The organism is Mycobacterium sp. 852002-51961_SCH5331710 (genome assembly GCF_001665535.1).
GTDB lineage: Bacteria > Actinomycetota > Actinomycetes > Mycobacteriales > Mycobacteriaceae > Mycobacterium.
In genome coordinates this window covers 131,046-155,026 of the sequence record NZ_LZSQ01000019.1, presented here as the reverse complement: position 1 = coordinate 155,026, position 23,981 = coordinate 131,046, and the positions used below count along the sequence as shown (strand labels likewise).

Below are 23,981 nucleotides of genomic sequence, written 5' to 3'. Positions count from 1 at the left end.
CCGGCCCCGCCGCCGGCGTGAGCCGGGTCGGTTCTAGGTGGGCAGGACTATTCGGGCGTGAGCTGGTCGGAGTCGGCGAACAGAAGTGTGCCCTCGTCGAGCATCACTGCCCATCGACGGGCGGGATCGGCGATGTGGTTGGAGCCGATATCGACGGCAACGGCCGTCATCTCGCCGAAATCCTCCACGATGACGCCGCGCGTCTCGGCGTCTGTGTCGGCGTTGACGCGCACGCGCACGTCCACCGCCAGCTCCGAGTCGTGGCCTTGCTCTCGATCGTCGACGCTTTGGTCAGCCACCGGTTCCTCCTGACGCCTGTCAAGAATTAGCGAGGAAGTCAGTGAACCACGACCGCCCGCACCCGAACACGGAATTCGTGAATATCTTCAGTTTGCGGACCGCTTCGTTCGCTTGGCGTCCATGCGGCCGCCGTCAGGTGCGCTTCTCGATCCACTCAGTGATAGAGCGCAGTGTCTCTGGAATCTGGTCGATCATCTGCCGACCGAGAAGGCTCTCGAGTTTGCCCCCAACGAGTGGAACTTTCACTTGGACGGTTGCTGAGCATTCGAGGCGTTCCCCGTTGCGCGACGGGGCGATCACTACGAAACTGCGGCCAGAGCCTGGCGCACCATGGGCCTTGACGCGAATATCTCCGCGCACTATCCCGTCGTGATCGACGGCCCACGTCTCGCTTTGAACGAGTTCTAGACCTCGGGGATAGAGCTTTCCGAAGGGAGGCGGTAGAACTGCGTCTTTCAGGTCCTGGACGACTGTGGCGCGCACAGTCCCGCTCGCGTCAACGTCGAATGAACGGAGTTCAACAACGTCCTTGTGAGGTGCCAACCGCGCCTCCCAATAGTCCCGCTCGCGGTAGACGGCATGAAGTTGTTCAACGCTGACCGGAGATTCGACGATGCAGTCGAACGACTTTGGCATGCCAGAGAGGCTATCGTCATTCGGCGAAAAAGAAGATCGCTTGACGCTGCTGCCGAAGTGAGCTTGTCGGATCATTGCGGCGCCGATGTATCACGGTGAACAGATCGGTGATGCGGTCGTCGTCGACGAGTGCGACGTCGAATCCGGACACGATGGGCGCCTCGGTCCCCGGCGCGACGACATGACAGGCGAGATATCCGAATCCCCGACTCTGGTGCACCGGACCGGCTTTGGCAAAGCTCAGCCCAGCGAATTATCCGTCCTGGAGCGCTAGGGCCTTCGCGTCGAGCGCCGCGTGACAGACCGAAACCCCTTCGTCGTCGGTCCACCGGACATCGGGTGAGTAGGTGTCCGCGATGGCGGCCCGGCGGCGTTCGGCGTCGCGTTCGTTAAAGACGCTCAGCAGATTGCTCTCCGTAAGGCGCTCGACGGACTCGGGCATCGGGACTCGCGTTCGGTGCGGATTACCGGCCGGGTGCCGATGACAGTACGTCTCAATGGTTGCGCACGAGACGTATCTGGCTCCCGACGGCTCACGTTACGTTTTCGCTCTGTTGTATGGCGGCATCTCAACGGCGCCGCCGAATGCGCACGAAGAAGAGCTGCACCGTTGACAGCTGCGCCCTCATGGCCATACATTTTCGTGCGAGCGTAAACTCGGACTCGGTGTAGGAGCTCCTGTGACCGTCGAAACCGTGCACTCGAACGTCTTCGATGCGGGACTGCCGATGCTGGACTACGACATCACCAGCACGCCGCACGAGGTCCTCGGCCTACTGCGACAGGCGCAATCGCAGGCCCAGGTCGCGATCGGTCCGGTGGGTCCAGAGATCCTGTCCTACGACATGGCCAGGGCCGTGCTGCGCGACACCCGGTTCGAGATCCCGCCCGGTATCAGCCTGATGGCCCAGGGGGTCACTTCGGGTCCGCTGTTCGAAAAAGTCATCTCCACCCTGTTATGCCTGGACGGTGCCGAACACCAGCGCCTGCGCAAGCTGGTCTCCAAAGCGTTCACCCCACGCGCGACATCCCGCCTCTACGAGACCATCGGGGCGGTGGTGAACGAACTCATCGACAACGTCGCGGACTCAGGCCAATGTGACGTCGTCACCGACATCGCCCAGCCCTACCCGATTCCGATCATCTGCGCGCTGCTCGGGGCACCTCGTGAGGACTGGCGGTTGTTCTCGACCTGGGCGGCGGACATCATCAAAGCGTTCAGCATCGACACCAACCTCGTCGACGAGGAGCCCGGCGTCATGCGTGCGTGGGGCGAGCTGGACGCGTACGTCGACGACATGATCGCCGATCGCAGGACCCGCCTCACCGAAGATCTGCTCTCCGAACTCATCCGCGCAGAAGAGGACGGTGACCGGCTGAACGGCAGCGAACTCCGCATGCTCGCAGCCAGCCTGCTGATGGCCGGGACAGACACCACCAGAAACCAACTGGCGGCTTCGGTACAGGTGCTGTGTGAGCATCCCGACCAGTGGTCCCTGCTGCGCGACGACCCCGATCTGGCGATGCGCGCGGTCGAGGAAAGCATGCGTCACTCCCCCGCTGTGTGCGGAACACCACGTTTGGTCACACGAGACGTCGAGTTCGACGGATTCCTCTTTCCGGCAGGGACGTTCGTCATGGTGAACACGTTCGCGGCGAACCGTGACCCGAAGGTCTACGGCGATGCCGACCGTTTCGACATCACCCGCAAGGACGCGCCGGCGATCTTGACGTTTGGGGGCGGAGTGCACTACTGCCTGGGTGCCAACCTCGCGCGGCTCGAGTTGGCGGAGGCGCTCGCGATCATGGCGCAACGCCTCCCGACGCTGCATCGGGTGGGACCGGCCCCGTGGAAGCCGGTGCTGGGCATGACCGGACCGACAAGCCTCCCCATGGAATTCGACGTCGACGCGGTGACGGGTGCGTAGCCACGGCTGGGCGGGCGCCACGCCCGCATCCGATGAGGAGGCGATCACCAGAATCCTTGACGCCGCAGACGAAGTCGTCGCCGAGCGGGGATCGTCCTTACGGATCACGGACGTCGCGCGAAGGCTCGGCGTGACCCGACAGACCGTCTACCGCTATTTCCCCGGAACCGACGCGCTGCTGATCGCCAGCGCGATGCGATCCGCGGACGGCTTCATCGACCGGCTGGCCGAACATGTTGGCGATCAGAAGGATCCGGTTGCGGCGATGGTCGAATGCGTCGCCTATGCCGTCGAGCACTTGATTGGGGATCCCCAGTTCGAGAACTTGCTGACCGAACGCCGGGACGGCGGAATGATCACATCCCTGACCTCGGAAACCGCCTTGAGCTTCAGTCGGTCGATTCTTCACCGGTTCCACGTGGACTGGGAGCTACACGGCTTCGACGAGGCGTCACTGGATGAACTTGCCGAACTGGCGCTGCGGACGATGCATTCGCTGCTACTGGATCCCGGACAACCGCCACGAGACGGCGTCGCGTTGCGCCGCTTCATCGCGCGCTGGCTCGGACCCGCGATCCTCATGCCGCGCGTGGCGGCGGCGATCGCATAAAGCCGCGTCGCTCACGCGGCGTCGCTGCAGATTGCTGCGGCCCCTGTCAGGCAACGGACTCTTCAGGCAACTTTGCGGGACCACGTATTTGATGCGTAATCGCTGCCGCGCCAGACTACGCCCCGCGAACGAAAGAGTTCCTATCCGATTGGTAAGCGACCTCGTCCTGGCGGGCCACGCTTCTACGCGCGACCTCAACGGCAGGACGGTTCACTGCGAGCTACGCTCGTCGCCGTACGGCGGACCGAGGAATCGCCGCAGCATCTGGTACTCAGCGTCGGGATCCTTCATGGGCCAACTCCAGAGCGCCAGAAAAACCCGAATCAGCCACTGCTCCGCGAGGGGGTCGGGATCCTCGAGTCCAAGCATCTCGGCGGCAAACCGCGCGATGACCTCAGACGTCGTCAGCCAGTCTGTTTCGGCGGGCGGATGGGCGGAGCGGAGCGCCTTGGTCAACGGGTCGGACCGGGCACGCTTCAACGCCAACGCCGTCGCCTCGACCGCCCTCTCCGCACCCTTGAGTCCGCGGATCGCTTCGCGCACTGTTTCGACGGTGCGGGCCGCGTGGATACCGACGACAGCGTCGCGGATCGCGGTCTTACCGCCGGCGTGCCGGTAGATCGTGGCCGGCGAGCAGTGCACCTCCGCGGCCAAAGCATCGATGGTGAATGCCTCCCATCCACGCCTTGCGATCAGATCGGCGGCTGCGGCATGGATGCGCTTCGTTGCCTCGGAACCTCGGTCTTGACCGACCAACCAATCCGTACCGGCCATTCCGCGCGCCTTCCTCCGCTGGCAGCCTCGGGGCTCTATCTCTCAGGATGAGAAGAACAGCGCCGATTCTCTCATGCAATGCGCAGCTCAGGGGTCGTCCGTGAGAAGGTCTTGCCCGACCGCGCCGCGAGGAGCATGTCAACTTCCTTCGGCGCCGTTGACGGCCCTCGGCCACAGGACCAACGCTAGGACCGTGGCGATCTTGGACGACCCTGCTCAATTCTTCGGAAATGCCGCCATTCAGGATCCATACCCGCTTTATGAGCAGATGCGGTCGGAAGCACCGGTACACCGCATCGGCGAGTCCGATTTCTACGCGGTCTGCGGCTGGGACGCGCTCGTCGAGGCGACCAACCGGGTGGAGGATTTCTCCTCGAATCTCACCGCAACCGTGGTCTACGACCACAGCGGCGCGGTGAACCCGTTCCCGATGATGCCGCTCGGCGACCCGGCGCACGCGCTCGCCACCGCGGACGATCCGGCACACGCCGTGCATCGCAAGGTTCTGTTGCCGCACCTGTCGGCTCGGCGAGTCCAGGTGATCGAGAAGTTCGCGGAGGAGACCGCGCACCAGCTGTGGACGGAGTCGGTGAATGACGGGCGAATCGAATGGATGAGCGCCATAGCCAACCGGCTTCCGATGAAGGTGGTCGCTCAGCTGCTCGGCTTGCCCCACGATGATGTGGACAAACTCATCAGGCTGGGATACGCCACCACCACGCTGCTCGACGGGATCGTCACTCCGGAGCAACTCGAAACCGCCGGTCTGGCCGCAATGGAACTGGGCGGCTACGTCCTGGAACATTTCGAAGCGGCGGCCAGCGATCCACAACCGGGACTGATCAGCGATCTCGCTGCGCGCTGCGCCTCCGGCGAGGTGGAACAGCCGGTCGCCTTGAGCATCATGCTCACGCTCTTCAGCGCCGCCGGCGAATCCACGGCCTCGCTGCTCGGCAGCGCCGCATGGATTCTCGTGAGCCAACCGGACATACAGAAACAGGTCCGCGAAGATCGCGACCTCCTGGTGCCCTTCATCGAGGAGACGCTGCGCTACGAGCCTCCATTCCGCGGCCACTATCGCCACGTCCTGCACGACACCACGCTGGGCGGCGTCGACCTACCCGCCAACTCACATCTGCTGCTGTTGTGGGGCGCAGCCAATCGCGATGCCGCGCAGTTCGATTCACCGCACGAGTTCCGGCTCGACCGCGACAGCGGCAAGGGGCACGCCACGTTCGGCAAGGGTGCTCATTTCTGCGTGGGCGCAGCCCTTGCCAGGCTGGAGGCCCGGATCGTCCTGCGCATGCTGCTCGAACGGACCGAATGGATCGAGGCTGTCGACATCGGAGATTGGCTGACCAGCATTCTGGTCCGCAGATTGGAACGTCTGGAACTGGCAGTCCAATGACGACGGTTCAACCCCCGCCGAATCCTGCGCAGGATGCAGGGCGTTGATCAAGATCTACCGCAAGAGAGCGCTGCGGATAGCGGCGCTCATCATGGCCGCCATCTTCGCGGCGATCTCGTCGCTGACTTACCTCGCATACTCGGGGAGGTTCATTCCCGTCGACACCGTCACAGTGACCTCGGCACGTGCCGGGCTCGTGATGGACCGCGACGCCAAGGTCAAGTACCTGGGAATTGAAGTCGGAAAAGTGTCCTCGATCGAATACGACGGTGCACAGGCGCTACTGACACTCAAGATTCGCCGCGATCAGATGGAATACATCCCGTCCAACGTCACCGTCCGTATTGCGAGCAACACGGTATTCGGTGCGAAGTCCGTCGAGTTCCTGAGCCCGCAGACTCCCGACAAAATCCCACTTGCAGCCAATTCGCATCTGCGTGCCGCCGAGGTCGCCGTAGAAGCCAACACCCTCTTCGAAACGCTCGTCGACACTCTGAAGAAGATCGATCCAACCGAACTCAACGCGACGATGACGGCAATCGGCGAAGGGTTACGCGGAAACGGACGGGACATCGGGACCACTATCTCGACGTTCACCGACTACATGGGAACGTTCAACTCGCACCTGCCCACCCTGCAGGCGGATATCCAAAAGGTCGGCGACGTCGCCGATATCTATGCAGAAGCTGCGCCGGACATCCTGACCTTGTTCGATAACGCCGGTCCCCTCAGCGAGACCATCGTCGACCAACAGGAGAACCTGGCCACGACGTTGATGGCCTCGGCCGGACTGGGAAACAGCGCAGCGGATGTGCTCGGGCCCACACAGAGCGACTTGACCGCCGCGGTCCAGCGATTGCGGGCCCCGTTGAAGGTCCTGGGCGACTATTCACCTCAATTAGGCTGCCTCCTAACCGGTTTGGCGACCACACTCAAAGAATTCACTCCCGCTTGGGGAGGCACCGTACCCGGGGTCTTCATGAATGCCTTCTTCATCCCAGGCGTGGCGCCGTACACGTACCCCGAGAGCCTTCCCATCGTCAACGCATCCGGCGGTCCCAATTGCCGGGGACTGCCGAATCTGCCCGGGAAGATGAAGAACGGATCGTGGTTCCGGCCGCCGTTTCTGGTGACGGACAACGCATATATTCCGTATCAGCCCAATACCGAACTCCAATTCGATCCGCTGTCAACCTTCCAGTTTCTGTTCAACGGCGCCTATGCCGAGCGAGATGACTACTGATGCCCAAGGACCGGCTCGGGCTGAAAGTTGCAGCATTCACCGTTGTGATGCTGCTCGTCCTCGGCCTTCTCGTAATGACCTTCGGAAAGTTCCGTTTCGGTTCAGCGGTGTCCTACCGTGCAGAGTTCGACTCTGTCTCACGCCTGAAGCCCGGCCAGGACGTGCGCGTGGCAGGCATTCCCGTCGGGTCCGTTATCGACATCGCTATCAACGGCGACCATGTCGACGTCGAGTTCGAGATCGACAAAGAGTATCGGATATACAGCTCGACCCGCGCGGCGATTCGATATGAGGACCTCGTCGGCAACCGCTACCTCGAAATCAGCACTGGCTCAGGGGAACTACGGCCGCTGGCGCCCGGCGGTACCATACCGCGCTCGCACACCGTACCGGCAGTGGATCTCGACGCTCTACTGGGCGGTTTGCGTCCGGTCCTCAAAGGCCTCGACGCGAGCAAGGTCAACGAGGTCAGCAACGCGATCGTCGAATTACTCCAAGGCAACGGCGGCACCTTGGCCAAGGTCCTGTCGGATACCGACTCGTTCACCCGGACGCTGGCGGGACGCGACCAGTTGATCGGTGATGTCATCGACAACCTCAACACCGTACTCACTTCGATCGATGACAAAGGGGCACAACTAGACACGAGTATCGATCAATTGCAGCAACTGACCACGACATTGTCGGCCGGGCGCGACCCGATTGCGGGGGCGATCCAGCCGCTTGCCTCCGCACAGGCCGACCTCACCGACCTGTTGATCTCGTCGCGGCGTCCGTTGCAGGGGGTGATCGAGCACGCGCGTCCGTTGGCGACCGTTCTTGATGATCGGAAAGAGGAGGTGAATGCCGTGATCGAGCCACTCGCCGAGAACTACCTGCGACTCAGCGCGCTCGGTCAGTACGGCGCGTTTTTCAACATCTTCTTCTGCGCAGTGAAGATCAAGATAAACGGTCCGGCAGGGAGCGACATCTTGATTCCGCTGCTCGGGCCGTCGGATCCGTCAAAGGGACGGTGCTCCGATGGCGGTTGAGGAGCGGGGTCGCCGGAACCCGTTACGCACAGGCATTTTCGGAATCATTCTCGTGATACTGCTGGTGCTCGTCTCATTCGGTTACTCCACACTGCCCTTCATGCCACAGGGAAAGGTCTACACCGCGTACTTCACAAACGCCGCCGGAGTCACCAGTGGAAGCGATGTGCAGATCTACGGTTACAACGTCGGCAAGGTGACCTCGGTCGACCTCGACCTGAGCGCCCGCGCCGCAAAGGTGCTTTTCACCGTCGACCGCGATCTACGCCTCGGCGACCAGACGCTGGTGGCGATCAAGACCGATACCATTCTCGGCCAACGGATTCTGGCGGTCACCCCGGGTGGTGCAGGTTCGGTCGACACCGTGCCGCTCGGACGCACGACGACCCCGTACACCTTGCCCGACGCGTTGCAGGACCTGGGCAACTCCGCAGCCGAGCTGGACACCGACGCCTTCGAAAGCGCGCTTGAAACTCTGACCGCGACGATGCGCGATGCCACCCCCCAGCTGCGCAGCGCGCTCGACGGCGTGGCGGCGCTCTCCCGCAGCATCAACGCCCGCGACGAAGACCTCGCCCAGTTGTTGACTCACACGAAATCGCTGTCCACCATCCTCGCCACTCGCTCACGCGAACTGAATCAGCTGATCACCGACGGTAATGAGCTGTTCGCCGAGCTCAGTGAACAGCGCACCGCGCTCGCCTCGCTCGTCGCGGGGATCGGCGATGTGTCGAGGCAGATATCGGGGTTCGTCGCGGACAACCGTCGTGAATTCGGTCCCGCACTGGTCAAGCTCAACCTCGTACTCGAGAATCTGAACGCCCGCCGCGCCCACCTCGACGAAGCGCTCAAACGGCTCCCTGCCTTTTCCACCACATTGGGTGAAGTTGTGGGGTCCGGACCGGGCTTTTCCGTCAACATCTGGGGCGTGCCGACTCCTGCCGTTGCCGGCGTGCTGTTGGACACCTACTTCCAGCCGGGCAAGCTGCCCGACAGTCTCGCCGACATGCTTCGCGGATTCATTCGAGAGCGACTCGTGATCAGGCCGAGAACGCCATGACGATCGGACTCAACCGCCCCCGACGATGGCCTCGGGCTGTGCTCATAGCCGTGCTGACCATGACGCTTGTCGCCGGGGTGTACACAGTGTGGCCGCGCACGCAGCAACGGAACATCACCGGCTTGTTCTCCTCGGCAGTGGGTTTGTACGTCGGCGACGAGGTGAAGGTCGCCGGGGTCACCGTCGGCCGGGTCACCGGAATCGAACCGGGCCCGGAGCACACCAGGGTGGCAATGAGTGTCGACTCAAGGATTCCCGTTCCGGGCGATGCCGCCGCCCTGATAGTTTCGCCGAATCTGGTCTCCGCTCGGTTCGTGGAATTCGCGCCGATCTACGACGGCGGCCCGACCCTGTCCGACAACGCGGTCGTCGGACTCGATCGGACAGCGGTACCGATCGAATGGGATCAGGTCAAAGATGAGCTGACCAAATTGTCGGCACAACTTGGACCCAGACCAGGCTCGGCGCAGGGCCCACTGAGCGAGTTGATCAACCAAGCCGCAGATACTTTCGACGGTTCGGGCGAATCATTCAGGAGTGCGGTCCGTGAATTATCGCAAGTGGCAGGGCGTCTCGGGGATTCCCGTACCGACATCTTCGACACCGTGAAGAACCTGCGCATCGTCGTGGACGCCCTCTCGAAGAGCAATGAACAGATCGTGGCGTTCACGTCACATGTCGCCTCGGTCTCTCAGGTGCTCGCGGACAATTCCCGCGACATCGATCAAGCTCTCGGCTCACTGAACAGTGCGCTCTCCGACGTCCGGGGGCTGCTCAAGGACAACAACGATGCATTGATCGGCCAGATCGATCGGCTCGCCGACTTCACCAGTCTGCTCACCGAACGCAGCGACGACATCGAACAAGTTCTGCACCTCGCGCCGACGGCGCTAGCCAACTTCTACAACATCTACAATCCAGCCCAGGCCTCGCTGAACGGCATCGTGACACTGCCCAACTTCGGCAACCCAGTTCAGCTCATGTGCGCGGGGATGTTCGAGACCTCCGAGACGCCGGAGAATTACAAGCGCGCAGAGATCTGCCGCCAGCGAATGGCGCCGGTGGTCAAGCGGCTTCAGATGAACTATCCACCGTTCCTCTTCCGTCCAATCACCAGCATCACGGCGTACAAGGGGCAGATCATCTATGACACACCGCAAACGGAGGCGAAGGCGCAGACCCCGATTGCGCAACTTCAATGGCAACCGCTGCCCGGCGTGACCCCACCGTCCATTCCGCCCGAGGCCGATCTGAGTTCGCTCATGGTCCCGGACGCACCGATTGCGCCACACCGGCCGGACGGACAGACAGGAGCCGGCAGATGATCAACGTGCATCTCCGCAAATCGGCGCGGCAAGCGACGGCGATCGCATCACTCGCGGTGGCGCTCTCGGCATGTCAATTCAACGGGCTGAACTCACTGAACATGCCCGGCACCGCAGGTCACGGCGAAGGCTCGTTCACGGTATCTGTCGAGCTACCCGATATTTCGTCGCTGCCACAGAACTCCCCCGTCAAGGTGGACGACGTGACCGTCGGCAGTGTGTCGGGTGTCAAGCCTATGCAGCGTGACGACGGTACGTTCTATGCGCTGGTCCAGCTCTCCCTCGACGGTTCGGTGCATCTGCCCGCCAACGCCACCGCGACCGTCGCGCAAACATCGCTCCTGGGCTCGCGGCATTTGGAGCTGGCCGAGCCCATCTCCGAACGGCCCGTAGGCTCGCTGGGCCCGAATTCTAGGATCGGCATTGAAAAGGCCGGGAATTATCCGAGCACCGAAGATGTCCTGTCTTCGCTGGCCATCGTCGTCAACAACGGTAATCTTGGTGTACTGCAGGATATTACAGACGAGACGTATGCTGCCGTTGTCGGGCGCGCCGGTCAGTTCACCGCGTTCCTGCCACGGCTCGCCGAATTGGCCGCGGGGTTGGATGCCCAGGCCGGCGACATCGCTACGGCGATGGAGAAGGTCAACCACTTTGCAGGTCGACTCGCCGGCGGTACCGACAAGATCGAGCGGGCACTGGAGGCACTCCCGTCGGCGACGCGGGTACTCAAGGACAACGGCCAACGAATCGTCGATGCTTTCGCGGCCCTGAAGCGACTCGCGGACATCGCCGCCCCGCTGTTGGCTCAGACGAAAACGGATTTCGCCGCTGACCTCATCCACGCCTTCGCCGTGGTCAAGGCCCTCAGCGACAACGCCGAAACGCTCGTCGACGCATTGCCGATCCTGCCGGCATTTCCGATACCGCTCAACGACGGACTGAAGCGGGCGGTCAGGGGTGACTTCCTCAACGTCTTCGCGACGTTTGACCTCACCCTGCGGCGAATGGGCGAGAACTTCTTCACGACGAGCACGCTCGATCCCAACATGAAGCGCCTCTCCGAAGTCATCTCGGTACCCGATTACCTTGTCGGAGCGACATCGTCGTTGTCCGGGCAGGCTGCCGATCCCTTCAAAATCCCGCCCCTGAATCCTCCCGATCCACAGTCGGCCGGCCAACCCTGATGCTCACTCCACTCGTCCGCCTGCAACTGACCATCTTCTCCCTGGTCGCGCTCGTCAGCGTGTTCGTGATCGCAGTGTTCTACGTGCAGTTGCCGAAGGCGTTCGGCCTCGGGACCTACACCGTGACGGCCAACTTCGCGGCCAGTGGAGGTCTGTATCCCAATGCAAACGTCGCCTACCGCGGAACGACCGTCGGCAAGGTCAAATCCGTATCACTGACCCGTGACAACGATGTTCGGGTCGAGATGCGAATCGAGGACACTACGAAAATCCCCGACGACGTCGACGCCTACGTCAAGAGCGTGTCGGCGATCGGCGAGCTATACGTCGATCTTGTGCCGCCGCCGAACGCGTCGACGGATTCTCTGGAAAATGATGGGCACATCGACCGTGCCCGAACGCACATCAGCGGCGACATCGCCAGCCTGCTGCGCGAGGCGCAAAGCCTGGTCGATTCGCTTGATCGAAGCCGGTTGCGCGACGTACTGAGGGAGGCATTCACCGCTTTCGACGGGTCGGGTCCCGAGCTCGCCCGGCTCATCGAATCGTCACGGTCGCTGATCGAAGAAGCCGACAACACGTCCAGCGAGACAATTCAACTCCTCGAACAATCTCAGCCGCTGCTCGACGCCCAGCGTGCGTCCGGGCAGAACATCAGATCGGTTGCAGATGGCCTGGCACGCCTCACGACTCATCTTCGTGAAGCCGACCCCGAGATACGCGCAGTTCTGCAGTCGGCCCCAGGCGCTGCCGACGAAGCGACCGCTCTCTTCGAAGGCATCCGTCCCACGTTTCCGGTGCTGGCTGCGAACCTCGCCAACGCCGGCCGTGTTGGCGTCATCTACCACAAGTCGATCGAACAGGTGCTGGTGATCATGCCGGCCCTTGCCGCGGCGGTCATCACAATCGCGAATCAGTACCCGGCAGACGAGGGCGCCAAAGCGGACTTCAAGCTGAATTTCGGTGATCCACCGCCCTGCATCACCGGGTTCGTACCTCCGTCCGACATACGCTCGCCCGCCGACACCACGCTTCGCGATGTCCCGAAAGACATGTACTGCAAGGTCCCGCAGAACGATCCAACAGTCGTTCGCGGCGCACGCAACTACCCCTGCCAGGAATTCCCCGGCAAAAGGGCGCCGACGGTGCAACTCTGCCGCGATCCGCGGGGTTATGTACCGTTGGGGAGCAACCCGTGGCGCGGACCGCCGGTGCCGGTGGGAACACCGGTGACCGATCCACGAATGACTCTGCCGCAGAACAAGTATCCGTACATTCCGCCGCAAGCGGACTACGATCCCGGGCCTCCCGCCGTGCAGCTTCCGCCAGGTGTGCCGCCCGGGCCGGGGCCGGCGCTCACCGCGCCGTATCCGACGCAGGTCCCGCCCGTGACCCCCGGACCACCTCCACCGCCTCTACCATTTCAGGCGCCGCCTGACCAGGTGATCCCGCCATACGTTCGGCCGTCTGCGCCACCCACTCCTGCAAATCCTGGCGGCGCAACGCCACCCGCGAGCGAGAACGCACCGTTGCCGGCTGAGGCCGGATTGTCGGGAACAAGCCAACCACAGGCGGGCCGTGCCGCCGTGACAACCTACGATCCGACAACCGGTGGGTTTCTCGACCCGTATTCCGGAATCAGCCTGTACGCCAGTGGCTCATCTCGAACATCCACAGCAGAGAACTGGGTGGACCTCATGACCTACCCCCGCCTCAGTTGACGACAGCGAGACCCCCTCAGTCGACATCGATGAGAAGGTGGGTGAGCCGAAGTTCCGCGATACGCCACTCCCCGTCGCGCCGGACCCATCGGTCATGGTAATGACCGTAGGCAGTCAACCCCGTCCCGTTGTTCCACTTCACTCGCTCTTGAGCCGCCCAGATCACGCGGGCCCCATCCTCGTCGAGGTGAAACTCCGGGCTGTGCACCTGATGGACCGTGACCGCATCTGTCACAGACGCCTGCACTGCCGCAAGCGTGGCGTCGCGTCCGACGATCGGCGGCACGTCATCGCCGCCTCCTAGATCGAAGACGATGTCTTCGGCCATCAGCTCGGCCAATCCGGCCCAGTCCTTGGTGTCCATCAGCCGGCAGTATCTCGATTTGGCCTGCTCCAATTCGAAACAAGTCTCTAGGTCGATTTGCACAATGGCTCCTCCATTGGACGAAGTGATGTTCAGGCCGGTCGGAGCAGCATGGCCGTAGTTCCGCTGTTAGCGGCTCCGACTCCGACCGCTGCCAGCGATACGTCGTCGACCTGCCGGCCGTCTGCCTCGGCCCGGATCTGCAGACACGCCTCGTACAGGTGACCGAACCCGTGCAGCCGGCCTCCGGATAATTGGCCGCCCGCGGTGTTGATCGGCAGGTCACCGCCGAGCGAGATGCGTGCCGGGTCGGCAATGAACTCGCCGGACTCGCCCACCTTGCAGAAGCCGAAATCTTCCAACCAACACAGTACGAACACGCTGAACCCGTCGTACAACGAGGCGTAATCGACATCGCCCACAGTGAAATCCGTTCGGTCCCAGATGGTTGACCAACGCGAACTGATCCGAGTGATGTCGTCCCCGCCCTCCCAGGTGAACCGGTCGTGATGAGCGCAGTCCAGTGACTCGACCGTAACCGCGTGATGGTCCAGTGCTCGTGCGTGTTCGCCCCGCGAGATGACGAAGGCGGTCGCTCCGTCACAGGCGATGTCACAGTCGTACATGCACAACGGCTCGGACACCATGCGCGCGTTCAGGTAAGTCTGCAGATCCAATGGGTCGGTGTAGATCGCCGACGGGTTCCTCCGCGCGTTGGCGCGTTCGGCGATCGCAACAGAGGCGAGTTGTTCGCGCGTCAGCCCGTAGCGGATCATCCGGGCTCGAATCTGCATTGCGGCGAGATTGGCGGCGGTGGCGCCAAAAGGCAACTGCCATACCAGTATTCCGGCCGGGCGGCCGTCGCGCGCCCCGTAGCCCTGGCGACGCCCTGAGCCCTGGGCCGTGCCCTCCCAGATGCTGCGCCAGCACAGCACATGGTTGGCGAGGCCGCCCGCAACGGCGAGCATCGCGTCGACAACGGCACCCAACTGTCCGGGCGATTCCACTCCTCCTGCCACCCAATTCGGTTTGATGCCGAGGGCGTCGTGGATATCGCGCAGAGAAGCGCCGGAGAACCCCGGGCCGGCCTGCGACGCCCCCGGGTACGTGGTCAGCCCGTCGATGTCGGCGAGCGTGAGTCCTGCGTCTTCGACGGCGGCCAGGCAGGCGTCGGCGGTGAGCCGCAGTGCATCCCGACCCAGTCGCCTGCCGATAGCAGATTGACCGATGCCACTGATGATGACGTCGTCGGTGAGCGGCGAGGCCATCAGAGATCCGGTTCGAACAGCGGTACGAACACGTCGTCGTCACCGTCACTGCGTGGATCGAACGTGACGCGTACCGGTAAGCCCGCGGTGACATCGTCGGGCTCGACGTTCACGAGGTTCGTCAGGACTCGGACGCGCTCGTCCTCGACGGGTGTGACGAACGCGATGATGTACGGCGGCGGAAAACTCGGGAAGAACGGGTGTTGATTCACGGTCCACGTCTCGACGCGTCCCCGGCCGCTGAGCGCGACGTATCCGAGCTCGCCGTGGTCATGCGGGCAGCGCACGGCCGGTGGGTGAACCAGACGCTCGCAACTCGAACAGCGCTGCAGACGAAACCGCCCGTCGGCGCCCGAAGTCCAGTACGGCCGATTCACCTCCGACAGCAGCGGAATCGGCTGATCCGGTGTGGTCTCGCTCACCGCTCGTCGACGCCGAAGATGAACCGGTCGGCGATCGCGTGCTCGTTGCGGATCGACATCTCCTGAGCGGTGTTCAGCCAGAGGCCGTCGAAGCCCTTTGAGTGCATGCCCGCGTGGATGGCACCGATGTTCTTCAGGTCCTGAGTCGGCAACTCTCCCCAGCCGTCATGGTCCTGCCAGCGCTCGAACTCCTGCCAACCGGCTTCGGGCACTTCGCCGGGTGCGAAGTGCTCGAGCGAGAACATCTCGAACGTGCACCTGTTCGGATCGTCGGCGTCGGGCAGCATCCGGTACCCGAGCAGACACGATTTCTCAACGAGGATCACGAGCGTGGGAAAGATGTGCCAGTCGCCGTTTCCGGCGAAATACTCCTCCATCGACATCCGCGGGAAATCGACGCCGTCGGCCAGCGCCAGTTCCTCACACATCTTGTGGTAGAGGACAAATGGCGGAGTTTCACTGGGCTCCATCGTTGCCAGCTGCTGCGCGGCGCGATAGTCGCGCTCGGTGACCAGCGCGTTCACCCCGAGGAAGTTGTACTGCATAGCGTTGGCGAACACCTCCGGCCGCGAGGACTGCTTCCGGCGAGCACTGTCACGCTCGGCCGTCTCCGGCCGCTGTGTGTAGATGAACCGCGAGTGGTTGCGGTAGGCGATCGTCGGCGTGTACGGCGCGTAGACGTACTCCTGAGGCAGTGCCGGTTCGGTGCTCGGCCGGGGACCCTGAGCAGCCCGCAACGTCTGCGGGTGTGTGCCCGGCGTGTGGTAGCCCTCGATGAAGGCATCGATGACGGTCTTGTAGTTGGCCGGCAGAAACGTCCGCTTACGCCAGCGGTAACGCATGTCCTGCAGGCGAAACGGCGCCAGTGCAGTAGGCAGCGGGTCCAGCCACGACAGGAGGTCAGGCGGGTCGTCGGCCATGCTGATGAACACCCAGCCACCCCATGTACCCACGTTGACGGATTTCAGCCCCCACTGATCCCGCGGCCGGGAGGCGAACTCCTCTCTGCACGGGACGAACGACGAACGGCCGTCGAGCGCGTAGCGCCACCCATGGAACTCACACCGCAGATCCCCCTCGACAGCCGTGCCGGTCCCCCGCACGATCTTCATCCCGCGATGTGCGCACGCGTTGTAGAACGCCTTGATGCTGCGATCCTTCTGGCGCACAACGACGATCGACTGCCGACCGATGGTGTACTCGTAATAGGAGCCCGGGTCGGGGATCTCTTCCTCGCGGCACGCGGCCTGCCAAACCCGGGTGAACAGCCTGTCGAGTTCGAGCTGGAGGAACTCCGGGTCGAGGTAACGGCTCTTCGGGACGAACGTTTCCCCACACGCATACTTCTCCGGCACACGCCGGGTCGCCACGTCGGTCATCGTCACCTCTGTCTCGTCAGCCGGCAGGCGGCTTGTCGAAGATGTTGGGCCACAGGATCGCCTCTTTGAATGACGTTTCGATCTCGGCGAACGCGCTGGGGATGTCCCACGTTCCCGTGGCCGAGACGATTTCGCGCTCGATCACCGGATTCGACATCAAACTGATCCGGCCGTTCCCGGCGAAGATCACGCGGCGATTCAGCCAATCCGACTGCACGCTCGCCAGATACGCCACCGGCGGCACGCAGTTCTTCGGCGACAACCGCACATTCGAATCGGAGTAGTCCATGCTGCCACCGCCCTTGATGCCCTGCGTCATTCGCGTTCCGGCGATCGGAGCGATCGCGTTCGACGTGACACCGTAGTTGCGCAGGGCGTTGGCGCAGGAGAACGTGAGGCCGACGATGCCCATCTTCGCGGCCGCATAGTTCGGCTGGCTCGGCGCGCCCTGCAAACCGGACATCGACGTGAAGTTGATCAACCGGTACTGGCCGCCGCGGTTCTCCCGCCACCATCCGGCCGCATGTCGGCTGATGTTGAACGTCCCCTTCAGGTGGACGGCGACGACGGCATCCCAGTCCTCCTCGCTCATCTTGAAGACCATGCCGTCGCGCAGAATGCCCGCGGCGTTCACCACTACGTCGAGCCCGCCGAGGGTGTCGGCGGCGCGGCCGATCAAGTCGGCGCAGGCGCAGAAGTCCGTGATGTCGGTGGTGTCGGAGAAGGCCTTGCCACCCTGTGCGTTGATGGCCGCGGCCACCGCCTCTGCCGGCCCCGGGTCACGACCGGTGCCATCGACTCCCACACCTGCGTCGGAGACCAGGACGGTCGCTCCTTCTGCCGCCAGCCCGTCGGCCACGGCAGCTCCGATACCGCGACCCGCGCCGGTGACCAGCGCCGTCCGTCCGTCCAGTGCACCCATACCCGCTCCTTAACAAGCGCTCTCCGGCATCATACAAGACAGTAGAACACTGTGTGTATATCTGTATACTAGTCGAAACCCCATTCCGAGTATCGGCGCTCTAGCTCCGCAAGTGCCTCCCGGCCGCCTCTGGCCGCCCGCTCCTTCATGAAGTTGAACTCGTCCTCACGCCAGGACAGGTTGCTGAACACGCTGTGCGCCATGGGAACCCAGTCGCCGAACTGCGCCATGCCGACCGCGTGCCAGAACGTGATGAGTGCGTGCTTGCCGACCATCAGCCCGTCCGCCGAATGGTGGGCGATGGCGCGGGCATACCGCAGCGCCTCGTCGTGCAGCCGTTCGGCGGGAACCACCGACGCGGCGACTCCCCACTCGCGCAGCTCGGCGGCGGGGACCTTGCGCCCCGTGATCATGGCCTCATAACCGCGGTTCGGCCCGAGCTTGAGCAGGGCCAGCGGCATCGCGGTCGAGAATCCGGCGAAGCCGATACGGGCCTGCGGGCGCGCCAGGTACATGTCGTCCGCGACGACCAGGATGTCGGCGGCAAGGGCGAGGTTCATCCCCGCCCCCAAGGTCGCACCCTGGCATGCGGCGATCACTGTCTTCGGAAACTCCAGCCAGTTCGCGAGGTGGCGGTGCAGCCTGCGCGCGTTGCCCATCCGGGCTGTCTGGGGCAGCTTCTTGCCCTTTGCCAGGCCGGCCTTTTCGACGGGGAGCCTGCGAACGTCGTCACCGCTACAGAAGTCCTTGCCGTCAGCGGCCAAAATGACGACCTTTACATCGTCGTCGTTCTCGGCTTCGTCGAGATGTTTCTTGAAAAGCGTGTGCATATCGGGCGACAGGATCGCGTTGCGCCTGTCAGGCCTGCTGATCGTGATCTGCGCAATGTGCCGTTCGATGACGTCGTAGCGGACCCAGTTCTCGTCGACCTCGATATCGCCCGCGGTCCCATCGTCAGCGCTCACCACACCCCGATTCCACGCAGCAGATTGTACATCTGAACATATTCCGCTCTATTGTTACATAGATGATAGGGTCGCCACGTGCCGACGATGACTATCAGCAAGGACGTCGCGGCAAGCGCCGAGGCGGTGTGGGCGATACTCGCCGACTTCGCCGATGTCCGGTGGATACCGGTGATCAACGACGTCGAGGTCGAGGGTGACGGTCCGGGCATGAGCCGCAAGATCCGCGGCTCCACCGAGGGTGAGCCGACGGTCGAGACGCTGCTGTGGATTCGGCCTGCGCAGAGACAGATCGCCTACCGGATCACCAACAACCCGCTGCCGGTCAGCCACTTCGAAGCCGTCGTGTCGGTAACCGAATCCGAAGGCCGCGACTGCCGGGTCGGCTGGGAGGTGGAGTACGAACCATCCGCCGACGACGCGAGTGCGCGGGAGAGTATCGAACTGGTTTACGGGATGATGGCCGACTGGCTGGCGACCGCGGCGACCAACATCGCCACGTAGTCTTGGAACAGATATACAGCATCTGTTCATTAGTCTAGAATGTTGCCGGTGATCGACCCCCTGGACCTCGTGCTCATCAGCGTCGACGACCACACCGTCGAACCTCCCGACATGTTCAAGGGCCGGGTCCCAGCTCGATTCGCCGACGATGCCCCAAAGATCGTGCAGGACAACGACGGTGTGTGCTACTGGGAGTACGCGGGGCTGCAGATGCCCAACATCGGACTCAACGCCGTGGCGGGCCGGCCCAATGACGAATGGGGCTTCGAACCGTCACGCTTCGAGGACATGCGCAAAGGCTGCTACGACGTCGGCGCCCGGGTCGACGACATGAACGCGGCGGGTGTGCTGGCGTCGCTCTGCTTTCCCTCGTTCCCCACCATCTCCGGAGCGCTGTTCACCTACCGCGGGGAGCGAGACATCTCCGAGGTGATGGTCCGCGCGTACAACGACTGGCACATCGAGGACTGGTGCGGTCGGCATCCGGACAGATTCATCCCGATGGGAATCCTCCCGCTGTGGGACCCTGTGCTCGCGGCAGGCGAAGTCGCGCGCCTCGCCGCGAACGGATGTCGTGCCGTAACCGTGCCTCAGCACATCGGGAGCTACGGCCAGCCACCATGGCAGGACCCACGGTGGGACCCGCTGTGGGAAGCGGTGTGCGAACACGAAACGGTCGTCAACATCCACATCGGCACCGGCGGCGGCGTCCCTGTCCCGTCGGACCAGACCACCTACCTCGCGTACAACTCCATGCTGGCGATCGATACCATGAGGTTCACCGCGGACCTGCTGTTCTCCCCCGTCGTCGTCAATTTTCCGACCATCAAGTTCGCCCTCTCCGAAGGCGGCATCGGATGGATTCCGTTCCTGCTCGAGCGGTTCGAGGACATCTACTCCCGGCAGCGTGCGTGGACCGGTGACGATCTCGGTGAAGGTCTGACCCCGACGGACGTCTTTCGACGCAACTTCATGTCGTGCTTCATCCGCGATCGCGTCGGGATCGAGATGCGCGAGCGGATCGGGACCGAGACCATCTGCTGGGAGATGGACTACCCACACTCAGACAGCAGCTGGCCGGATGCGCCCGAGCAACTTGCGACGCAACTCGACGGATGTTCGCCCGACGAGGTCGAGGCGATCACCTGGCGAAATGCCGCGCGCGCCTACGGCTATGACGGTGTCGAGCGTCTCGGACGGCAAAACTGCACGGTGGGCGCACTGCGGGAGAAGATCGCCGGTCTCGACCTGTCGGCGCCGAAGGTCGATGCGGGCCGCGCACCCAAGGCCGGCACCACCGCGATCACCTACGGCGAGATGAAGGAGCGGATGGCGTCGATCATCCGCGGCGGCACGTGACCGAACGCGACTACGGTGTAGCCCTCACCGACGCGGATCGTGCGTTCCGCGACGAGGTTCGCGCCTTCCTGTCCTCGTCGCTGACTCCCGACCTGCTCGACCGGGACGGCGGCGAGACCACTCGCCTCGATCGGATGCGGATGTGGCAGAGTCGACTGCACGCTGCGGGACTGGCGGCGATCTCCTGGCCGACGGAGCACGGCGGACGCGCCGCGACGCCGACACAGCAGCTCATCTTCAGCGCGGAGATGGCCGCTGCCCGCGCCCCGGAGCCGATCAACCGCAGCGCCATCAATCAACTCGGCCCGACGATCATCCAATGGGGTAGCGACGAGCAACGAGAGCGCTATCTGCCCCGAATCTTGTCGGCGGAAGATGTCTGGTGTCAGGGCTTTTCAGAACCCGATGCCGGCAGCGATCTCGCAGCCCTGAGAACCAGGGCTGTCATCGACGGCGACGAACTGGTCATCACCGGGCAGAAGATCTGGACATCGAAGGCCTCCTACGCGAACTGGATCTATCTGCTGGCTCGGACCGATCCGAGCGCCGAGAAGCGAGACGGGATCAGCTTCATCCTGGCCGACCTGGCCTCACCCGGCATCGAGGTCCGCCCGATACGTCAGATCACCGGCGCCGCGGAGTTCAACGAGGTGTTCTTCGACGCGGTGCGGGTACCGCTCGCCAACGTCGTCGGACCGCTGCACGGCGGATGGAAGGTCGCGAAGTCGACGCTGGGCTACGAGCGGGTCGGCCAAAGCCGCACGCATCGGATAGAGCGCCGACTCGACATCTTGGTCAAGATGGCACAGAAACCGAACGCCCTGACCGACAGGGGCTTTGCCGACTCCTATGTCGCCGACCGAATCGCCCGGTACGTGGCGCAGGTCGAGGCGCTGCGCCAGATCGCCGCACAGGCCACCGCCGCCGGCGTGCGCGGGGTCAGCCCGGGGCCGGAAGCGTCTGTCGCCAAACTGCTGACGTCGGAGGTGGACCAGTCGATGGCCACGTTCGGGCTCGAACTGGCCGGGCCGTCCGGCGTGCTGGAACGCGGATCGGCCGGGGCCGCCAAGAAGGGCAACGTCGCCACGAGCTATCTGCTGATGCGGGCGGCCACCTTCGGTGCCGGAACGTCGGAAATCCAACGCAACGTCATCGCCGAACGACTCCTGGGGCTGCCCCGTGACCCCTGACATCACCGTCTCGCTCGCCGAGATCGCCGATACAGCAGCCGAAATCGCCGCGCTACACCAATCGGCGCACGACATCATGCGCCAGGCCTGGTCGGTGGAACGCACTCGCTCGCTGCTGGACGGGTCGGCGTTCGACGAGATCTTGTGGAACACTGTCCGCGACCTGGGCTGGCCGGACGTGCTGGTAGCGGAAGACCGCGGCGGCGCAGGCGGAACCGTGCGCGAACTGGCCGTGTTGAGCGAGTCGGCCGGATTCGTCGCGGCTCCCCTGCCGCTGGCCGCCACGGCGGCCGCGGCGTGGTGCGAGAGCAACTGCGTCGACGGAGTCGCCGTCGTGTTACCCGAACCCGCAGCACTCACGGGTGAGACAGTCTCGGGCACATTCGGTTTCGTTCCCTACGGCGGTGTCGCCGCCCGCTTCACCGTCCTTGCCGAAGCCGACGAGTCGTCGGTGCTCGGCATTGTCGACGCCTCCGGGCCGGGCGTCACCCGGACACCGCTGACGCCGCTCGATCACACTCCCGCCGCGCTCGTCACGCTCGACGATGCGCCGATCCGCGCTATTGCCGACGGTCCTGGAACTGCGCGCCGCTATCGCGAAACGGTGATGCGCTGGCGCGTCGGGCTGGTCGCCGAACTGGTCGGTGTTGCCGCGGCCGCCAACGCCGCCGCAACCGAATACGCGAAGGTCCGCGTGGCTTTCGACCGGCCGATCGGTGCGTTCCAGGCCATCAAACACCGCCTTGTCGACCAGCGATCGGCGATCGAGGTGGGCCGTGCACTTGTCAACCGGGCCGCCGACGCTTGCGATCAAGGCCATCCGGATGCAAGCGCATTGGTCTCGTTGGCGGTGTTCTGGGCCCTCGACGCGTTACGCGCCGTTCCAGAAGGAGCCACGCAGGTGTTCGGCGGCATCGCCTATACCTGGGAGCACGAGGCTCACGTGTTCCTGCGCCGCGCGGCGACCCTGGCCGCATCCATGGGGTCACGCGCAGCCCATCGCGAGGCGATCACCGATTGGCTGGCCACGCGCGGCTGACACTCAGCGATAGTCGAGGGTGACGTCCAACCGGTCGAAGGTGTTGACCAACGACGATTCCCGCTTGATCCGCTGACCCGTCACGCGCACTGCCTTCGCGCGTTTCAATACCTCGGCGAGTACGAACCTCGCCTCGCGCCTCGCAAGGGCAGCCCCCATGCAGAAGTGCTCTCCGACACCGAAACCGAGATGTCCCGCCGCGTCGGTGCGCATGATGTCGAAGTCCTCGGCGGTGGGTCCCCAATGGTCGACGTCTCGATTGGCCGACGCGTACGCCATCAGCAGACCTTGACCCTCGCCGATGGTCTTTCCCCTGACCTCCACATCCTTCGCGGCCTGGCGCGCCATGCTCATCACCGGCGTCCACCACCGCAACGTCTCCTCGACCGTGTTCTCGGAGTGCGACGGGTCGGCGAACAACTTCTCGGCCTGGTCGGGATGCAGATCCAGGCATTGCACCAGCCCGGCCAACAGGCTCTGAGTCGTCTCACTTCCCGCGGCAAGCAGCGTCATGGCGTACACCATGATCTGCACTTCGTTGAACGGTTCGCCATCGATACGCACCTGCGTCAGCATCGTCAACAGATCGTCGCGTGGATTCTTCGCCCGTTCGGCGGTCAGACCCAACAGGTACGGGGCGATCTGATCGAAGATCACCTGGAAGTCTTCATCGGTGGCCAGACCACTGCCGGCCTTGGCGATGGTCGTGGCCCACGACGCGACTTGGGACCAGTCCGGCTCCGGCACACCGAGGAAGTACGAAAAGATGTACACGGGAATGGGTTCGGCGATGTGCCCGATCCAGTCGAACTCACCGTCGGGAAGCTTGTCAAATGCCTCGGCGACGACCTGCTGTACGCGGTCTTCCATCTTGGCCACCGCCGACGGTGTGAATCGGACACCGATCGCTTTTCGATGCGCGCGGTGCTCGGGCGGATCCATGAACATGATGCCGCGGCTTCCGAAACCCTGCGGATCGACGCCTTGCCGGTGCGCGATCAGATCCATCATGATCGCGATGCGTTCCGACTTGAACTTCTCCGGCCGCGCCGAGATTGCCTTCACGTCGTCGTACTTCGTGACGACCCAGAACTGACCCTCGTCGTACCAGTGCAGCGGATCGGTCTCCCGCAGCTCGCGGAACGCGGCATTGGGGTCGCCGAGGTAGAACGCCGGATCGTCGAATCGGGCTTCGGACAGTCCAGTGGTCGTCGCCATGCTATGAACAATAGAACACAGACTGTGAATCTGTGAACAAGGAGTCCGTCCTGGCCACGCCGTCGGATAGTGGACGCAATAAGACGAATATTGTTCAATTGTGCAGCAAGCCGCAGAACAGGAGCGCA

Annotated in this window: 25 protein-coding genes; 13 read left to right on the top strand and 12 right to left on the bottom strand. The window is 63.6% G+C overall.

The annotated features are described in order from the left end of the window. Positions 1-47 precede the first annotated feature (47 nt). The 4 genes from A5752_RS03735 to A5752_RS27875 form a co-directional block, all read right to left on the bottom strand. Positions 48-299, bottom strand: coding sequence for a hypothetical protein (locus A5752_RS03735; protein ID WP_067082247.1), 252 nt, complete (start codon positions 297-299; stop codon positions 48-50). Between the two features lie 133 nt (positions 300-432). After that, on the bottom strand, positions 433-936 hold the full coding sequence (locus tag A5752_RS03730) for a DUF2505 domain-containing protein (RefSeq protein ID WP_067082244.1): 504 nt from the start codon (positions 934-936) through the stop codon (positions 433-435). A gap of 16 nt (positions 937-952) precedes the next feature. Then, the gene (locus tag A5752_RS27880) at positions 953-1,156 is read right to left on the bottom strand and encodes a hypothetical protein (protein ID WP_067082240.1); all 204 of its coding nucleotides are present in this window, start codon (positions 1,154-1,156) and stop codon (positions 953-955) included. A 33-nt stretch (positions 1,157-1,189) separates the two neighbouring features. Next, positions 1,190-1,378: a hypothetical protein gene (locus A5752_RS27875; protein WP_067082237.1), complete on the bottom strand. Its 189-nt coding sequence runs from the start codon at positions 1,376-1,378 to the stop codon at positions 1,190-1,192. 238 nt (positions 1,379-1,616) lie between these two features. On the opposite strand from A5752_RS27875, the gene A5752_RS03715 reads away from it, so the two are divergent. After that, positions 1,617-2,864: a cytochrome P450 gene (locus A5752_RS03715; protein ID WP_067082234.1), complete on the top strand. Its 1,248-nt coding sequence runs from the start codon at positions 1,617-1,619 to the stop codon at positions 2,862-2,864. Then, positions 2,857-3,474: a TetR/AcrR family transcriptional regulator gene (locus A5752_RS03710; RefSeq protein WP_067082231.1), complete on the top strand. Its 618-nt coding sequence runs from the start codon at positions 2,857-2,859 to the stop codon at positions 3,472-3,474. The genes A5752_RS03715 and A5752_RS03710 overlap by 8 nt, the downstream gene beginning before the upstream one ends. Positions 3,475-3,684: 210 nt before the next feature. Here the strand turns inward: A5752_RS03710 and A5752_RS03705 are convergent, their stop codons facing one another. Further along, the gene (locus A5752_RS03705; protein ID WP_067082228.1) at positions 3,685-4,248 is read right to left on the bottom strand and encodes a TetR/AcrR family transcriptional regulator; all 564 of its coding nucleotides are present in this window, start codon (positions 4,246-4,248) and stop codon (positions 3,685-3,687) included. Between the two features lie 193 nt (positions 4,249-4,441). Here A5752_RS03705 and A5752_RS03700 point away from each other — a divergent pair, with 193 nt between their 5' ends. From A5752_RS03700 to A5752_RS03670, 7 genes are read left to right on the top strand one after another with little or no spacing between them, the layout of a single operon-like run. Further along, positions 4,442-5,656, top strand: coding sequence for a cytochrome P450 (locus A5752_RS03700; RefSeq protein ID WP_067082225.1), 1,215 nt, complete (start codon positions 4,442-4,444; stop codon positions 5,654-5,656). Positions 5,657-5,699: 43 nt separating this feature from the next. Beyond that, on the top strand, positions 5,700-6,899 hold the full coding sequence (locus A5752_RS03695) for an MCE family protein (protein ID WP_502686639.1): 1,200 nt from the start codon (positions 5,700-5,702) through the stop codon (positions 6,897-6,899). Continuing rightward, positions 6,899-7,930 (top strand): MCE family protein, encoded by a 1,032-nt coding sequence (locus tag A5752_RS03690; RefSeq protein ID WP_067082222.1) that lies wholly within the window; start codon positions 6,899-6,901, stop codon positions 7,928-7,930. Before A5752_RS03695 ends, A5752_RS03690 begins: the two co-directional genes overlap by 1 nt. Then, positions 7,920-8,990: an MCE family protein gene (locus tag A5752_RS03685; RefSeq protein ID WP_067082219.1), complete on the top strand. Its 1,071-nt coding sequence runs from the start codon at positions 7,920-7,922 to the stop codon at positions 8,988-8,990. The genes A5752_RS03690 and A5752_RS03685 overlap by 11 nt, the downstream gene beginning before the upstream one ends. Then, entirely contained in the window at positions 8,987-10,315 is a 1,329-nt protein-coding gene (locus A5752_RS03680) for an MCE family protein (protein WP_067082216.1), read from the top strand. Before A5752_RS03685 ends, A5752_RS03680 begins: the two co-directional genes overlap by 4 nt. Continuing rightward, positions 10,312-11,502: an MCE family protein gene (locus tag A5752_RS03675; protein WP_067082213.1), complete on the top strand. Its 1,191-nt coding sequence runs from the start codon at positions 10,312-10,314 to the stop codon at positions 11,500-11,502. Before A5752_RS03680 ends, A5752_RS03675 begins: the two co-directional genes overlap by 4 nt. Further along, complete coding sequence (locus A5752_RS03670; RefSeq protein ID WP_067082211.1) at positions 11,502-13,223, top strand: MCE family protein; 1,722 nt, start codon at positions 11,502-11,504, stop codon at positions 13,221-13,223. Before A5752_RS03675 ends, A5752_RS03670 begins: the two co-directional genes overlap by 1 nt. A 16-nt stretch (positions 13,224-13,239) precedes the next feature. Here A5752_RS03670 and A5752_RS03665 read toward each other — a convergent pair whose 3' ends face one another. From A5752_RS03665 to A5752_RS03640, 6 genes are all read right to left on the bottom strand, one after another. Beyond that, positions 13,240-13,650: a nuclear transport factor 2 family protein gene (locus tag A5752_RS03665; RefSeq protein ID WP_286159381.1), complete on the bottom strand. Its 411-nt coding sequence runs from the start codon at positions 13,648-13,650 to the stop codon at positions 13,240-13,242. Positions 13,651-13,679: 29 nt separating this feature from the next. After that, on the bottom strand, positions 13,680-14,855 hold the full coding sequence (locus tag A5752_RS03660; protein ID WP_067082205.1) for a thiolase family protein: 1,176 nt from the start codon (positions 14,853-14,855) through the stop codon (positions 13,680-13,682). Then, complete coding sequence (locus A5752_RS03655) at positions 14,855-15,277, bottom strand: Zn-ribbon domain-containing OB-fold protein (protein WP_067082202.1); 423 nt, start codon at positions 15,275-15,277, stop codon at positions 14,855-14,857. Before A5752_RS03655 ends, A5752_RS03660 begins: the two co-directional genes overlap by 1 nt. Continuing rightward, positions 15,274-16,656: an aromatic ring-hydroxylating oxygenase subunit alpha gene (locus A5752_RS03650; protein WP_067082297.1), complete on the bottom strand. Its 1,383-nt coding sequence runs from the start codon at positions 16,654-16,656 to the stop codon at positions 15,274-15,276. The genes A5752_RS03655 and A5752_RS03650 overlap by 4 nt, the downstream gene beginning before the upstream one ends. A 16-nt stretch (positions 16,657-16,672) precedes the next feature. Then, positions 16,673-17,578: an SDR family NAD(P)-dependent oxidoreductase gene (locus A5752_RS03645; protein ID WP_067082200.1), complete on the bottom strand. Its 906-nt coding sequence runs from the start codon at positions 17,576-17,578 to the stop codon at positions 16,673-16,675. A 68-nt stretch (positions 17,579-17,646) separates the two neighbouring features. Then, positions 17,647-18,543, bottom strand: coding sequence for an enoyl-CoA hydratase/isomerase family protein (locus A5752_RS03640; RefSeq protein WP_067082294.1), 897 nt, complete (start codon positions 18,541-18,543; stop codon positions 17,647-17,649). Positions 18,544-18,630: 87 nt separating this feature from the next. On the opposite strand from A5752_RS03640, the gene A5752_RS03635 reads away from it, so the two are divergent. From A5752_RS03635 to A5752_RS03620, 4 genes are read left to right on the top strand one after another with little or no spacing between them, the layout of a single operon-like run. Continuing rightward, on the top strand, positions 18,631-19,047 hold the full coding sequence (locus tag A5752_RS03635) for an SRPBCC family protein (RefSeq protein WP_067082197.1): 417 nt from the start codon (positions 18,631-18,633) through the stop codon (positions 19,045-19,047). Between the two features lie 39 nt (positions 19,048-19,086). Further along, complete coding sequence (locus A5752_RS03630; protein WP_067082194.1) at positions 19,087-20,406, top strand: amidohydrolase family protein; 1,320 nt, start codon at positions 19,087-19,089, stop codon at positions 20,404-20,406. Next, entirely contained in the window at positions 20,403-21,596 is a 1,194-nt protein-coding gene (locus tag A5752_RS03625; protein ID WP_067082191.1) for an acyl-CoA dehydrogenase family protein, read from the top strand. The genes A5752_RS03630 and A5752_RS03625 overlap by 4 nt, the downstream gene beginning before the upstream one ends. Continuing rightward, positions 21,586-22,635: an acyl-CoA dehydrogenase family protein gene (locus A5752_RS03620; RefSeq protein ID WP_067082188.1), complete on the top strand. Its 1,050-nt coding sequence runs from the start codon at positions 21,586-21,588 to the stop codon at positions 22,633-22,635. The genes A5752_RS03625 and A5752_RS03620 overlap by 11 nt, the downstream gene beginning before the upstream one ends. 3 nt (positions 22,636-22,638) lie before the next feature. On the opposite strand, the gene A5752_RS03615 is transcribed toward A5752_RS03620, so the two are convergent. Further along, on the bottom strand, positions 22,639-23,853 hold the full coding sequence (locus A5752_RS03615) for a cytochrome P450 (protein WP_067082185.1): 1,215 nt from the start codon (positions 23,851-23,853) through the stop codon (positions 22,639-22,641). Positions 23,854-23,981 lie beyond the last annotated feature (128 nt).